Source organism: Sinomonas terrae, assembly GCF_022539255.1.
In the GTDB taxonomy this organism is placed as follows: domain Bacteria; phylum Actinomycetota; class Actinomycetes; order Actinomycetales; family Micrococcaceae; genus Sinomonas; species Sinomonas terrae.
In genome coordinates this window covers 2,381,047-2,395,850 of sequence record NZ_JAKZBV010000001.1, presented here as the reverse complement: position 1 = coordinate 2,395,850, position 14,804 = coordinate 2,381,047, and the positions used below count along the sequence as shown (strand labels likewise).

The window sequence follows — 14,804 nt, the reverse complement described above, 5'->3', positions numbered from 1 at the left end:
CACACCATGCTGGACCTAGGAGTCATCGAACCCACGCTCGGGGAGTTCCGGAAGCTCGCCGCGGACCGGCGCGTCATCCCTGTCCGCGTGAAGCTGCTGGCGGACGCTGAAACCCCGATCAGCCTTTACCGCAAGCTCGCCGACGGGCACCCCGGCACGTTCCTTTTCGAATCCGCGGCGGTGGGCGGTTCGTGGTCTCGCTATTCGTTCATCGGGTCCGAGTCTCGCGCGACCCTCACCAGCCGCGACGGCGAGGCGCATTGGACCGGCCAGCCACCGGTTGGGGTCCCAACGGGCGGGAACCCGCTCGAGGCGCTCCGCGATACCGTGGCCGCGCTGCGGACCGAGCGATTCGACTCGCTGCCCCCGCTCACTTCAGGCATGGTCGGCTTCGTCGGCTGGGAAGCAGTGCGGCGCTGGGAGAAGCTCCTCTCGCCGCCCGAGGACGACCTCGAGCTTCCCGAACTCGCGATGAACCTCGTCACGGACCTAGTGGTGCATGACAACGTCGACGGCACCGTCACCCTCGTGGCGAACGCGATCAACTTCGACAACAGCAACGAGCGCGTCGACGAAGCCTGGCACGACGCCGTGGTGCGTCTGACCCGCATGGTGGAGCGCGTGCTCGAGCCCTCCGCGGCTGCGGTGTCCGTCCTCGGCCCTGTGGTCGACTACCGGGACAAAGTGATCGAGAACTGGGAGGAGTCCGGGTATCTGGCGGCGATCGCCCGCGGCAAGGAGGCAATCGTCGACGGCGAGGTCTTCCAGGTCGTCATCTCGCGCCGCTTCGAGCTCGATTTCGACGCCGCGCCGCTCGACGTCTACCGGATCCTCCGGGCCCTGAACCCGAGCCCCTACATGTATCTCCTGAGCCTGGCCGACGCGCATGGACGCGAGTACTCGATCGTCGGGTCTTCTCCCGAGGCGCTCGTCACCGTGACGGGAGAACAGGTCGTCACCCACCCGATCGCCGGGTCCCGCCCGCGGGGCGCGACGGTCGAGGCGGACAGGGCTCTCGCCGAGGAGCTCCTCGCGGACGAGAAGGAGCGCGCGGAGCACCTCATGCTGGTCGACCTGGCTCGCAACGACCTCTCGAAGGTGTGCCGTCCCGGGACGGTCGAGGTCAGCGAATTCATGGCGGTAGAGCGGTTCAGCCACATCATGCACCTTGTCTCGACCGTCGATGGCCGCCTCCGTCCGGACGCTACGGCCTACGACGTCCTCGCCGCGACGTTCCCTGCCGGAACGCTCTCGGGCGCGCCGAAACCGCGCGCGCTGCGGCTCCTGGACGAGGTCGAGCCGAGGCGCCGCGGGGTGTACGGCGGCGTCGTCGGCTACTTCGACTTCGCCGGGGACATGGACATGGCGATCGCGATCCGCACCGCGCTGCTCCGGGAGGGGCGTGCCTACGTGCAGTCGGGCGGCGGCATCGTCGCCGACTCGGACCCGGTCGCCGAGGCGCTCGAATCGGTCAACAAGGCGGCAGCGCCGCTGCGCGCGGTCCACACCGCGTCGGCGTTGCGATCTGCTGCGACGCTGCCGGGCATCGGGGATGGGATCTAGCGTGAGCGAATCTTCCCAAATCGTTCCTTCCTCGGGCCACGAGCCTCCGCGCGTACCGGCGTGGGCCCGGAAGTCGACTGTCGTCGGGCTCAGTGTCCTCGTTGCGATCCTCGCGTTCGCCTCGACCACCCAGACGTGGATCGATGCCGACGTCCAGGGCGCGGCCGTACGGACGGCGCATGTCATGGTCCAAGGAAGCAACGCGGCGACTGCCGTTACCGCGCTCGCGCTGGTCGGTCTGGCGGGAGTCTTGGCAGCCGCAGTCGCGGGCCGCATCGGGCGCTTCGTCGCGAGCACCGTCGTCGTCCTGGCGGGCTTCGGCGTCGCTGCCTCCTGCATCGCGGTGATCGTGGACCCGCGCGCTGCCGCGGACAGCTCGATCGCCAAGGCGACGGGTGTGGCAGGCGGACCGGCGACGACGGTGCTCACCTGGTTCCCGGTCGCTGCCGCGGTGGCGGGAACCCTGCTCGCGCTGTGCGGCATCCTCGCGATGGTCGCCTCGCGCCGCTGGCCGACGCGGACGAAGTACGACGCCGGATCGGCCTCCCGTCGACGTGGGAGTGGCGTCTCGGGGAAGGCGCCCGAAGACGGCGGCGAGGCCCGTGGCGCCCAAGTGGACGAGATCGACGGATGGGACCGCCTGACCCGCGGCGAAGACCCGACCAACTGAAGCGGCCTGACCCGTCACGAGGCGCCGAAGGCGGCATCGAAGATGGCAGAATGGCCGTAAGACACCCAATCGAGGAGAAAACGACATGAGCAACGCGAGCGGTTCCCAGGACAGCACCAAGGTGGTCCTCCATGGCGAGGATCTCGGCCACGGGAACAGCCCGGCCGCCTGGACTTGCGTCTTCATCATGCTGATCGGCGCGCTCGTCTCGTGCATCGCGTTCGTCATCGCGAACTCCCCGATCTTCTGGGCCGGCGTCGTGATCATCGCGATCGGTCTGATCGTGGGCTGGGTCATGCGCCGTGCTGGCTATGGGGTCGGCGGCAGCAAGCTCAACAACACCCACTGATGGCGACCGTCCTCGACGACATCATCGTCGGCGTCCGTGAGGACCTTGAGGAGCGCCGCCGCGCATTCCCGCTGAGCGAGGTTCGTGAGGCGGCGGCGGCCCGGCCGCCGGCCCTCGATGCGTTCGACGCCCTCGGCGGCAACGAGGAACCGCGCCGCCAGCTCAAGGTCATTGCAGAGGTCAAGCGACGCAGCCCGTCCAAGGGGGATCTCGCCGACATCGCAGATCCGGCCGCGCTAGCCCAGCAGTACGCCGACGGCGGGGCCGCCGTCATCAGCGTGCTGACCGAGCAGCGCCGGTTCAGCGGCAGCCTCGATGACTTCGATGCTGTGCGCTCGGCGGTGAGGACTCCGCTCCTCCGCAAGGACTTCACGGTCGACGAGTACCAGATCCACGAGGCGCGGGCCCATGGCGCGGACCTCGTGCTGCTCATCGTCGCGGCACTCGACGACGCCGAACTCAAAGGCTTCCTCGACCTCACGCACGAACTGGGCATGAACGCTCTCGTGGAGACCCACACGGAAGAGGAGATCGACCGCGGCCTCGCGGCGGGCGCTCGGATTCTCGGGGTCAACGTGCGCAATCTCAAGACGCTCGACGTCGACCGCGGCGTGTTCGGCCGCCTCGCCGGCCGGATCTCAGCGGGACCCGTGGTGGTGGCAGAGTCGGGGGTTCGGAGCCCCGAGGACGTCGCGGAGTACGCGGCCCTCGGAGCCAACGCCGTGCTAGTCGGCGAGGCCCTCGTGACTCACGGATCCCCGCTCGAGCGGATCGCAGCATTCCAGCGCAGCGGCGCGGCGGCTATCGCCGAGCGCCTCGGCGCGAACTGAGCCGGAGGGGCGCCCGCTCTCGGACGCCCTGTTCCGGTGGACTTCAACAAGGACGGAGAGACTGGTGGCCCACAACGCACCAGAAGCATCTGTGCCGGGCGTGAACGCCCTCGGCGCTGCGACGAATGAGGCGGGGGCCCACCCGGCGGACGCCTTCCTCTCGGGGAGTCTGCGACACGCTCCGGGCCCTTACTTCGGGGCCTATGGCGGCCGATGGATGCCCGAGTCGCTCATCGCTGCCCTCGACGAACTCGAGGAGACGTTCGAGAAGGCGAAGCAGGATCCCGACTTCCTCGGGGAGATCGCCGAGCTCAACCGGAACTACTCCGGGCGCCCGTCACTCCTGACCGAGGCCAAGCGATTCTCCCAGCACGCTGGTGGGGTCCGGGTCTTCCTCAAGCGTGAGGACCTCAACCACACGGGCTCGCACAAGATCAACAACGTGCTCGGGCAGGCTCTCCTTGCCAAGCGGATGGGGAAGACCCGGGTCATCGCCGAGACCGGGGCGGGGCAGCACGGCGTCGCGAGCGCGACCGCGGCCGCGTTGCTCGGGCTCGAGTGCGTCGTGTACATGGGAGCGGAGGACTGCCGCCGCCAGGCCCTCAACGTGGCGCGCATGCAGCTGCTCGGTGCGACAGTCGTCCCCGTGACCAATGGGTCGCAGACGCTCAAGGACGCGATCAACGACGCACTTCGCGACTGGGTCGCGAACGTCCGCACGACCCATTACCTCCTTGGCACTGCCGCCGGGGCGCACCCCTTCCCGGCGATGGTCCGCTTCTTCCACGAGGTCATCGGCGACGAGGCACGCGAGCAGATCCTGGCCCAGGCTGGACGGCTTCCTGACGCGGTCTGCGCCTGCATCGGCGGCGGATCGAACGCCATCGGCATCTTCCACGGCTTCCTGGACGACCCGTCGGTTCGGCTCTATGGCTTCGAGGCCGGCGGCGAGGGCGTCGAGACCGGGCATCACGCCGCGACCATCACGCTGGGCCGGCCCGGCGTGCTCCACGGGGCGCGGTCGTACCTCATGCAGGACGACGACGGGCAGACGGTCGAGTCGCACTCGATCTCGGCGGGCCTTGACTACCCCGGGGTCGGGCCGGAGCACTCGTACCTCCATGACATCGGACGCGCCACGTATGAGCCGATCACGGACACCGAAGCGATGGAGGCGTTCAGCCTCCTGTGCAGGACCGAGGGCATCATCCCCGCGATAGAGTCCGCCCACGCACTGGCCGGAGCGATCAAGGTCGGCCAGCGTCTGTCGGCTGAAGGCGGAGAACCCGCAGAGCGGATCGTGATCGTGAACCTCTCCGGGCGCGGTGACAAGGACGTCCAGACGGCGGCCGAGTGGTTCGGCATGCTCGACGAGAACGGCCAAGTGAAGGGCACGACGCTCTCGACGCGCCGGCCGAAGGGCTTCGTGCCGGGCGAGGGCACCGGTGCGGTGGAGGAGTTGGCATGAGCGCAGTAGGGCAGCAAGCAAAGGAAACAGGCGCACAGGGCGTCGGAGGGACGACGGCGAGCAAGGCGGCCGCTGCGATCGACCGCGCGAAGGCGGAGGGTCGAGCGGCCCTCGTTGGCTATCTGCCTGCCGGCTTCCCTACGGTCCAGGAGAGCATCGACGCAGCCATCGCGCTCGCGCGCAACGGGGCTGACGTCATCGAGGTAGGGATTCCCTACTCCGACCCTGTCATGGACGGCAGCGTCATCCAGGCGGCGACGACCGAGGCTCTCGCGAACGGCTTCCACGTGGCGAGCGTGTTCGAGGTCGTCAAAGCTGTGACGGAGGCGACCGAGGCCGCCGTTCTCGTCATGACGTACTGGAACCCCGTGATGAGGATGGGCGTCGACGAGTTTGCGCGGCGTCTGGCGGAGGCTGGGGGAGCGGGGCTGATCACTCCGGACCTCATTCCTGACGAGGCAGCCGAGTGGTTCGAGGCTTCCGACAAGTACGGACTGGATCGCGTCTTCCTCGTCGCGCCGTCGACCACCGCGGAACGCATGGCGATGACCGTCGCTGCGACTAGGGGCTTCACGTACGCGGTTTCGCTCATGGGCGTGACCGGCGCCCGCGCCGCCGTCGACGAGAGCGCCCAGCGCGTCGTCGCCGAGGCTCGCGCAGCAGGTGCTGAACGCGTGTGCGTCGGCCTCGGCGTCTCGAACGCCGAGCACGTGCGCGAGATTGGCGCCTATGCGGACGGGGTGATTGTGGGCACCGCCATCGTCAGTGCCCTCCGCGAGGGCGGCCCCGAGGCCGTTGGCCGGCTCACGGCCGAGCTGAGCGGCGGCCTGAAGCGCTCCGATCGAGCGTGACAACCGCTTTCGCCTCCCTCCTTCGATGGGGCGAAAGCCCGGCAGCGTAACACAGGACGCAGGAAAGGCCATGCCGATCCAGCATGCGGACATGTCCGTCTCGCTATACGGGTGCCGTGGTAATCTTGCGACACACCGAGCCGTCTCCAACGAGTCGCGTCCCGCACTCAGGACGCGATGTCTTCCGAGGAGCACGACCGCGAATGAGGCTGTTCCTCGCTCGCCACGCTCCGGGCCACCGCCCGCAGGCGATGCTCGCACCACAAGGACGTGGACCAATCGGCCGCCGGAGCAGTTCCGCCGGACCGACGTAGGAGGCACCTGACGCTGTTCGGCGGCGCGGAGCCGCCCCTACAATTTCCAGTAATCAGCGCCGTGCTGGGTCCCCTCGTGGCCAAGCAACGCGGGGCCAACGTTGTCCCCTGTCGCGAATCGATCAGGAGGAAGGACGTTTCGTCATGACTCACCCGACACACGGCACCGCCGTCGAGTACCAGCCCCGAGAGGCAGTCTCGCCGTTCGAGCGGTTCTCGGCCCTTCCCGCGTCCGCCGGGCTCTACCGCGCGGAACAGGAGAAGGACGCATGCGGTCTCGCGATCGTCGCGACGCTCCGAGGCGAAGGCGGGCATGACATCGTCGACGCCGCGCTCCACGCGCTCCGCGCTCTCGAGCACCGCGGTGCCGTCGGTGCCGACGAGGGAACAGGCGACGGCGCGGGGATCCTCCTGCAGCTTCCGGACGAGTTCTTCCGGGCAACAGTCGACTTCGAGCTGCCCGCGCTCGGCCAGTACGCCGTGGGCATCGCGTTCCTCCCTGCGGAGGACCGCGAGGACTCCGCTGCGCGCTCGGGCATCGAGGCTCTCGCAGAGGCCGAGGGCCTCAAGGTCCTCGGGTGGCGCGAGGTTCCCGTTGTGGCCGAGCTCGTCGGCGCCATGGCGCGGGCCTGCATGCCGCGCTTCGCGCAGCCGTTCTTCGTCTCGCTCACGGGGGAGCAGCTTGACCGCAACGACCTCGACGCAAGGGCGTGGCGGATCCGCAAGCGCGCACAGAACAAGCACGGCGTCTACTTCCCGTCGCTTTCGTCGCGCACCATCGTCTACAAGGGCATGCTGACGACCGCACAGCTCGAGCCGTTCTACCCGGATCTCTCAGACGACCGGTTCACGACCAAGCTCGCGATCGTCCACTCGCGCTTCTCGACGAACACCTTCCCGTCCTGGCCCCTTGCCCAGCCGTTCCGCACGATCGCGCACAATGGCGAGATCAACACGGTCAAGGGCAACCGCAACTGGATGCGGGCCCGCCAGTCGCAGCTCTCGAGCCCCCTGCTCGGCGAGGTCCCCGAAGAGCTCTTCCCGATCTGCACTCCCGGTGCCTCCGACTCCGCCTCGTTCGACGAGGTCGCTGAGCTCCTGTGGCTCTCCGGGCGACCGATCACCCACGCGATCATGATGATGATCCCCGAAGCGTGGGAGAACCACGCGACGATGGATCCCGCGCGTCGTGCCTTCTACGAGTACCACTCGCTCCTCATGGAGCCGTGGGACGGCCCGGCAGCTGTCTCGTTCACGGATGGCTCGCTCGTCGGGGCGACCCTTGACCGCAACGGTCTGCGCCCGTGCCGCTACTGGGTCACCGAGGACGGCCTCGTCGTCTTCGCGTCCGAGGTCGGCGTCGTCGACGTCGAGCCCGCGAAGATCGTCAAGAAGGGGCGCGTCGCGCCCGGCAAGATGTTCGTGGTCGATACCGAGGCCGGGCGCATCATCGAAGACGCCGAGGTCAAGGCAGAGGTCGCAGGGGCGAACCCCTGGCAGGAATGGGTGGACCAGAACGTCATCCGCCTCGCCGAGCTGCCCGAGCGCGAGCACGTCATCCACACGCCGCAGTCAGTCAACGTGCGGCAGCGCACCTTCGGCTACACGCAGGAGGAGCTCCGCATCCTCGTCGGCCCGATGGCTCGGACAGGCGCCGAGCCAATCGGCGCCATGGGTTCAGACACACCCGTGGCTGTGCTGTCCAAGCGGCCTCGGCTGCTCTTCGACTACTTCGTCCAGTCCTTCGCGCAGGTCACGAACCCGCCACTCGACGCGATCCGCGAGGAACTCGTCACGAGCCTCAACGGAGCGATCGGTCCCAACGGGAATCTCCTGAGCATGGGGCAGGTCAAGGAGAAGCAGGTCATCCTGCCGTTCCCCGTGATCAACAACGATCAGCTGGCGAAGATCGCGAACATCGAGAACGCCCAGGGCGATCGGATCGCGATCAAGGTTCGAGGCCTGTACCGCCCCGAAGGCGGAGAGGCGGCCCTGCGGGCCCGGCTGACCGAGATCTGCGAGCAGGTTTCCGGGGCCATCAACCGGGGCGTGCAGTACGTCGTGCTCTCTGATCGCGACTCGAACGCGCAATGGGCTCCGATCCCTTCGTTGCTCCTCGTCTCCGCCGTTCACCACCACCTCCTCCGCAGCGCGAACCGCACGAAGACGGCGCTCGTCGTCGAGGCCGGCGACGTGCGCGAGGTCCACCACGTGGCGGTGCTCGTCGGCTACGGAGCGTCCGCAGTGAACCCGTATCTCGCGATGGAGTCTGTCGAAGAGCTCATCCGCTCGGGTGATCTTCCCGGCGTCACGCCGGAGGACGGCGTGTACAACCTCATCAAGGGCCTTGGCAAGGGCGTCCTCAAGATCATGTCCAAGATGGGCATCTCGACCGTCGCGTCGTACTGTGGCGCCCAGACCTTCGAGGCGCTTGGCCTGTCCCAGGACCTCGTCGACGAGTTCTTCGCGGGCACGCACAGCCAACTCGGCGGCGTTGGGCTCGACGTCGTCGCGGCCGAGGTCGCTGCGCGGCATGAAATGGCGTACCCCGCCTCGGGGATCGAGCAACCGCATCGGGCGCTCATGAACGGCGGCGAGTACCAGTGGCGTCGTGATGGCGAGCCGCACCTCTTCAATCCCGAGACCGTGTTCCGCCTTCAGCACGCGACGCGCGAGCGTCGGTACGACGTGTTCAAGGCGTACACGAACGGCGTCGATGACCAGTCGAAGAACCTCATGACCCTCCGCGGTCTCCTCGCGTTCCGCGAGGGTCTGCGCCCGGCGATCCCGATCGACGAGGTTGAATCCGTCGCGAGCATCGTGAAGCGGTTCTCGACCGGTGCCATGAGCTACGGGTCGATCTCGAAGGAAGCCCACGAGACGCTCGCGATCGCGATGAACCGTCTGGGTGCGCGCTCGAACACCGGCGAGGGCGGCGAGGACACCGACCGTCTCCTCGACCCCGAGCGGCGCTCGGCCATCAAGCAGGTCGCTTCCGGGCGCTTCGGCGTCACGAGCCTGTACCTCACCAACGCGACGGACATCCAGATCAAGATGGCCCAAGGCGCGAAGCCCGGTGAGGGCGGCCAGCTCATGGCCCAGAAGGTCTACCCGTGGGTCGCGCGAACCCGGCACTCGACGCCGGGCGTCACCTTGATCTCGCCGCCGCCGCACCACGACATCTACTCGATCGAGGATCTCGCGCAGCTCATCTACGACTGCAAGCGGTCCAACCCGAGCGCCCGAGTCCACGTCAAGCTCGTCTCCGAGGTGGGCATCGGCACGGTCGCCGCTGGCGTCACGAAGGCGAAGGCCGACGTCGTCCTCGTGTCGGGGCACGACGGCGGAACCGGAGCCTCGCCGCTCAATTCCCTCAAGCATGCCGGCGTCCCGTGGGAGCTCGGCCTGGCCGAGACCCAGCAGACGCTCATGCTCAACGGACTGCGCGACCGCGTGGTGGTCCAAGTTGACGGCCAGCTCAAGACGGGGCGCGACGTCGTCATCGCGGCGCTTCTCGGGGCGGAGGAATACGGCTTCGCAACCGCACCGCTCGTGGTCTCCGGCTGCATCATGATGCGCGTATGCCACCTTGACACGTGTCCTGTGGGCGTCGCGACCCAGAATCCCGAACTTCGCGCGCGGTTCAGCGGCAAGCCGGAGTTCGTGGTGAACTTCTTCGAGTTCATCGCCGAGGAGATCCGCGAGATCCTCGCCAAGCTCGGCTTCCGCTCGCTCGAAGAGGCGATCGGACGCTCGGAGTTCCTCGACACGAAGGACGCGATCGACCACTGGAAGGCGGAAGGGCTCGACCTCACGCCGATCCTGGCCGGATTGGACTTCGACGAGGACGCGCCGCTGCGCAACACGACGGGCCAGAACCACGAGCTCGACAAGCACTTCGACGTCCAGCTCATCGAGATGGCCCAGGAAGCGCTCAGCGACCGCAGCCCCGTGAAGATCAGCCTCCCGGTCGTCAACACCGACCGGTCCGTGGGCACGATGCTCGGGCACGAGGTCACTCGCACGTTCGGGACGGATTCCCTCGCGACCGACACGATTGACGTCACACTCACGGGGACCGCGGGTCAGTCGCTCGCAGCGTTCCTGCCGGCCGGTATCACGCTGCGGCTGTTCGGCGACTCGAACGACTACGTCGCCAAGGGGCTCTCGGGCGGCCGGGTCATCGTCCGCCCAGACCGCACGAACGTCTTCCCGGCCGAGGACAACGTCATTGCCGGCAACGTGATCGGCTACGGCGCCACGAGCGGTGAGATCTTCCTCCGGGGCATGGTCGGCGAGCGGTTCCTCGTTCGGAACTCGGGCGCGACGGCTGTTGTCGAAGGCATCGGCGACCACGGCTGCGAGTACATGACGGGCGGCCAGGCTGTCATCCTCGGCCGCACCGGGCGCAACTTCGGCGCTGGCATGTCCGGCGGAACCGCGTTCGTGCTCGACCTCGCGGCGACGAGGGTCAACACGCAGGCCCTCGACTCTGGGGAACTCACGCTCCTCGAACTCGACGACGAGGACCGCGACATCGTGCGAAACCTCATTGCCAAGCACGTGGAGGAGACGGGTTCGCAGCTGGGCCAGCGCCTGCTCGACAATTTCGACGACACAGCGGCCCGCATGACGAAGGTGCTGCCTCGCGACTACGCGGCGGTGCAGCAGACCCGTCTGGGTGCCCTCGAGGAGGGCCTCGACCCGGACGGGGAAGAAGTTTGGTCTCGCATTCTGGAGGTGACCGGTGGCTGATCCACGCGGATTCCTGAAGGTTCGGCAGCGTGAGACGCAGCCGCGCCGTCCCGTCCCTGTCCGCATCATGGACTGGAAAGAGGTCTACGAGGCCCAGGAGAACGGCGTCCTCAAGCGCCAGGCCGGGCGCTGCATGGATTGCGGCGTCCCGTTCTGCCACCACGGCTGCCCCCTCGGGAACCTCATCCCCGAGTGGAACGACCTCACATGGCGCGGCAAGGAGCAGGATGCGAGCGAGCGCCTCCACGCCACGAACAACTTCCCGGAGTTCACCGGCCGCCTGTGCCCGGCTCCGTGCGAGACGGCGTGCGTGCTGGGCATCAACCAACCCGCCGTCACGATCAAGCAGATCGAGGTCTCGATTGCGGAGCAGGCTTTCGAAGCCGGCTACGTCGAGCCTCTGCCTCCGGCCCGCCTCACGGGCAAGACGGTTGCTGTCGTCGGCTCCGGTCCAGCAGGTCTGGCTGCCGCCCAGCAGCTCACCCGGATCGGCCACACGGTTGCCGTGTACGAGCGTGACGACCGCGTGGGCGGCCTCCTGCGCTACGGAATCCCCGACTTCAAGATGGAGAAGGAGATTCTCGACCGCCGTCTCGAGCAGATGAAGGCTGAGGGCACTCGCTTCCGCGCTGGAGTCGAGGTCGGCCGTGACGTGAGCTGGGACCAGCTGCGGCGCCGGTATGACGCCGTCGTCGTCGCGACGGGCGCCACCGTGCCGCGCGACCTCAGGATCCCCGGCCGGGAGCTGGACGGCGTCCACTTCGCGATGGAGTACCTCGTCCAGTCCAACCATGCTGTTGCCGGCGACGTAGTCGAGAACCAGATCGACGCCCGCGGCAAGCATGTCGTGATCCTCGGTGGCGGCGACACCGGCGCCGACTGCCTGGGCACCGCTCACCGCCAGCAGGCGGCGTCGGTCACTACCCTCGCGATCGGAAAGCAGCCGCCGTCCGAGCGGCCGGGCCATCAGCCGTGGCCGATGTTCCCGACGCTCTTCGAGGTCGCGAGCGCCCACGAGGAAGGTGGCGAGCGCACCTACCTCGCGTCCACGGTCGAGTACATTGGCGAGGACGGCAAGGTCACTGGCCTCAAGGTCGCCGAGACGGAGTACGTGGACGGCAAGCGCCTCCCGAAGACGGGGACCGAGCGGGTCATTCCTGCGGACCTCGTTCTGTTGTCCCTCGGCTTCACAGGGGCGGAGGAGTCAGGTCTGCCCGAGCAGATCAACGCCCCGCTCGACGAGCGCGGCAACGTCGCGCGCGACGGCGAGTACATGACTGCAACACCCGGCGTCTTCGTCGCCGGCGACGCGGGCCGCGGGCAGTCGCTCATCGTGTGGGCGATTGCTGAAGGGCGTGCGTGCGCCGCGGAGGTCGACAAGTTCCTCATGGGCAGCACGATTCTGCCGGCGCCGGTGGCTCCGACCGATCGCGCGATCTCTGTCCTCTGATGAGTGCCCAGGGGTCCGCGGACAAGCCGGGGGCCCCGAGCTCGGTCCGTGTACGCTCCGCGCCTGCGGAATCCGTGAAGTTCATCCCCCAGACATCCACGTTCACCACACAACCCCTAGGGTGAGGTATATGAGACGAGCGAAAATCGTTGCCACGTTTGGGCCGGCCATCTCGAGCTACGAGAAGACCCTCGCAGTGATCGAGGCCGGCGTCGATGTGGCCCGGCTCAATATGAGCCATGGTGACTACTCGGTGCATGACGCGACCTACGAGAACGTGCGGAAGGCATCGGCCGAGCTCCACAAGGCGGTCGGGATCATGGCCGACCTCCAGGGTCCGAAGATCCGCCTCGGCCGCTTTGTCGACGGCCCCTACGAGCTGGCTCCCGGGGATGTCTTCACCATCACGACCGAGGACGTTCCGGGCACGAAGGAGATCTGCTCGACGACGCTCAAGAGCCTGACCGAGGACGTCGAGGTGGGCGACACGCTCCTGATCGACGACGGCAAGGTCGCCCTGCGCGCGACGGCCGTCGACGACGTCAAGGTCGTGGCAGAGGTCGTCGTGGGCGGAATGGTGTCGAACAACAAGGGCATCAACCTTCCCGGCGTGGCCGTCAACGTGCCAGCGCTGAGCGGCAAGGACGAGAGCGACCTCCGCTGGGCGCTCAAGCGCGGTGTGGACTTTGTGGCGCTCTCGTTCGTCCGCGACGCCAAGGACGTCGAGCGCGTCCACGCCATCATGGACGAAGAGGGGCGGCGCGTCCCGGTCATCGCGAAGATCGAGAAGCCTCAGGCGGTCGATCAGCTCCACGAGATCATCGATGCGTTCGACGCGATCATGGTCGCCCGCGGTGACCTCGGCGTGGAGCTCCCGCTCGAAGAGGTTCCGCTCGTGCAGAAGCGGGCGATCGAGCTGGCGCGCCGCTGGGCGAAGCCCGTCATCGTCGCCACCCAGGTGCTCGAGTCGATGATCGAGAACCCCCGCCCGACCCGTGCTGAGGCCTCCGACTGTGCGAACGCCGTGCTCGACGGCGCCGACGCGGTCATGCTCTCCGGAGAGACGAGCGTCGGGGCGTACCCGATCGAGACGGTCAAGACGATGGCGAAGATCATCGAGTCCACCGAGGACCACGGCCTCGAGCGGGTTCCGCCGCTCGGTTCCCAGCCCAAGACCCGTGGCGGCGCGATCACCCGTGCTGCGGTGACGATCGCTGACCAGCTCGACGCGAAGTACATCTGCACCTTCACGCAGTCGGGCGACTCGGCACGCCGCCTGAGCCGCCTGCGGCCCCAGAAGCCGATCTTCGCGTTCACGCCGCTGACGTCGACGCTGAACATCCTGAGCCTGTGCTGGGGCATCCAGCCGCGCATGGTGGAGTTCGCGGAGCACACGGACCAGATGATCGCCCAAGTGGACGAGTACCTCCTGCGCGCCGGAATGGCGCAGCCGAACGACCTCGTGGTGGTCGCTGCAGGCTCGCCTCCCGGGGTTGCGGGATCCACGAACGCGCTGCGTGTGCACAAGGTCGGCGATCTCGCCGACGCGGGGCAGCTGCTCGACGGCGCAGTCAAGCCTGCGCGTGAGCACGTGGGACCGTGGCCTGAGGTCTGATCCTCGCCACCGGATCGCTGCCTGACAGCCCAAGTCAGCGACGAGGGGCGGCACCCGCTGGGTGCCGCCCCTCGTCGTCGTGCTTCGCCTCGCCCACGTGCAACCGCAACGGCGCGCGGGCGAGTCTTCAGCTCACCTGGCTGATGATCGTTTCGGCGACTTCGCGCATGCTGAGGCGCCGATCCATCGACGTCTTCTGGATCCAGCGGAACGCCTCCGGTTCGCTGAGGCCCATCTTGGTCATGAGCAGGCTCTTGGCCCGCTCGACGAGCTTCCGCGTGGCGAACTGCTCCTGGAGATCGGTGACCTCGGACTCAAGGGCACGGATCTCCTCGTGGCGCGAGAGCGCGATCTCAATGGCCGGGACCAGGTCGTTCGGGGTGAAGGGCTTGACGACGTAGGCCATGGCGCCCGCATCGCGTGCACGCTCGACAAGCTCCTTCTGGCTGAACGCAGTGAGGAGGACGACGGGTGCGATCCGTGCCTTCACGATCTTCTCGGCAGCCGTGATGCCATCCATGACCGGCATCTTGACGTCCATGAGCACGAGGTCGGGCCGCAGTTCCTCCGCTAGCTCGACGGCCTTCTCGCCGTTGTCGGCCTCGCCGACCACATCGAAGCCCTCGCCCCGCAGGATCTCGATGATGTCGAGGCGGATGAGGGTCTCGTCCTCCGCGACTACCACGCGACGCGCGGCATGTGCCTTGTCCGACGGCGCCGCGCTCTTGGGCGACGGCGTGGGCTTGGCTGTCTTCTCCGACGTCTTCTCGGACACTCGGGCTCCTTGCTGCAGATTCGGGGTGGACTTACCACGATCCTACCGGGGCGCATTGCCTCTGCGCAGTCGCTCGCGCACTTGCCCGCAGACTTGCCGGTCCGGCGGGGCTGGGTCTGGGACGACGTGACGCCTGCTAGCCCTGTAGAGTAGTCCCGCGCACT

At 67.8% G+C, this 14,804-nt stretch carries 10 protein-coding genes; 9 read left to right on the top strand and 1 reads right to left on the bottom strand.

Annotated features, from left to right (window positions below; translation table 11 throughout):
• Nucleotides 1–6: 6 nt before the first annotated feature.
• From L0M17_RS11145 to pyk, 9 genes are all read left to right on the top strand, one after another.
• Nucleotides 7–1,563, top strand: a complete 1,557-nt coding sequence (locus tag L0M17_RS11145) for an anthranilate synthase component I (protein WP_241054026.1) — start codon at nt 7–9, stop codon at nt 1,561–1,563.
• Nucleotide 1,564: 1 nt separating this feature from the next.
• Nucleotides 1,565–2,233 carry a Trp biosynthesis-associated membrane protein gene (locus L0M17_RS11140; protein ID WP_241054025.1) on the top strand — a complete coding sequence of 223 codons (669 nt, stop codon included), beginning with the start codon at nt 1,565–1,567 and terminating at the stop codon, nt 2,231–2,233.
• 85 nt (nt 2,234–2,318) lie between these two features.
• Entirely contained in the window at nt 2,319–2,582 is a 264-nt protein-coding gene (locus tag L0M17_RS11135; protein ID WP_241054024.1) for an HGxxPAAW family protein, read from the top strand.
• On the top strand, nt 2,582–3,412 hold the full coding sequence (gene trpC, locus L0M17_RS11130) for an indole-3-glycerol phosphate synthase TrpC (protein WP_241054023.1): 831 nt from the start codon (nt 2,582–2,584) through the stop codon (nt 3,410–3,412). Before L0M17_RS11135 ends, trpC begins: the two co-directional genes overlap by 1 nt.
• Nucleotides 3,413–3,512: 100 nt before the next feature.
• Nucleotides 3,513–4,880: a tryptophan synthase subunit beta gene (gene trpB, locus L0M17_RS11125; protein WP_372498064.1), complete on the top strand. Its 1,368-nt coding sequence runs from the start codon at nt 3,513–3,515 to the stop codon at nt 4,878–4,880.
• Entirely contained in the window at nt 4,877–5,731 is an 855-nt protein-coding gene (gene trpA / locus L0M17_RS11120; protein ID WP_241054022.1) for a tryptophan synthase subunit alpha, read from the top strand. Before trpB ends, trpA begins: the two co-directional genes overlap by 4 nt.
• A gap of 458 nt (nt 5,732–6,189) precedes the next feature.
• Nucleotides 6,190–10,800 carry a glutamate synthase large subunit gene (gltB, locus tag L0M17_RS11115; RefSeq protein WP_241054021.1) on the top strand — a complete coding sequence of 1,537 codons (4,611 nt, stop codon included), beginning with the start codon at nt 6,190–6,192 and terminating at the stop codon, nt 10,798–10,800.
• Nucleotides 10,793–12,250, top strand: coding sequence for a glutamate synthase subunit beta (locus tag L0M17_RS11110; RefSeq protein WP_241054019.1), 1,458 nt, complete (start codon nt 10,793–10,795; stop codon nt 12,248–12,250). Before gltB ends, L0M17_RS11110 begins: the two co-directional genes overlap by 8 nt.
• Nucleotides 12,251–12,380: 130 nt before the next feature.
• Nucleotides 12,381–13,865 carry a pyruvate kinase gene (gene pyk, locus L0M17_RS11105; protein WP_241054018.1) on the top strand — a complete coding sequence of 495 codons (1,485 nt, stop codon included), beginning with the start codon at nt 12,381–12,383 and terminating at the stop codon, nt 13,863–13,865.
• 127 nt (nt 13,866–13,992) lie between these two features.
• Here the strand turns inward: pyk and L0M17_RS11100 are convergent, their stop codons facing one another.
• Complete coding sequence (locus L0M17_RS11100) at nt 13,993–14,550, bottom strand: ANTAR domain-containing response regulator (protein ID WP_241056415.1); 558 nt, start codon at nt 14,548–14,550, stop codon at nt 13,993–13,995.
• Nucleotides 14,551–14,804: the final 254 nt, after the last annotated feature.

What these genes read in the sequence shown, in the direction of transcription:
- L0M17_RS11135 (WP_241054024.1), top strand. Translation starts at nt 2,319, where the DNA reads ATGAGCAACGCGAGCGGTTCCCAGGACAGCACCAAGGTGGTCCTCCAT.
- pyk (WP_241054018.1), top strand. Translation starts at nt 12,381, where the DNA reads ATGAGACGAGCGAAAATCGTTGCCACGTTTGGGCCGGCCATCTCGAGC.
- trpA (WP_241054022.1), top strand. Translation starts at nt 4,877, where the DNA reads ATGAGCGCAGTAGGGCAGCAAGCAAAGGAAACAGGCGCACAGGGCGTC.
- trpC (WP_241054023.1), top strand. Translation starts at nt 2,582, where the DNA reads ATGGCGACCGTCCTCGACGACATCATCGTCGGCGTCCGTGAGGACCTT.
- gltB (WP_241054021.1), top strand. Translation starts at nt 6,190, where the DNA reads ATGACTCACCCGACACACGGCACCGCCGTCGAGTACCAGCCCCGAGAG.
- L0M17_RS11145 (WP_241054026.1), top strand. Translation starts at nt 7, where the DNA reads ATGCTGGACCTAGGAGTCATCGAACCCACGCTCGGGGAGTTCCGGAAG.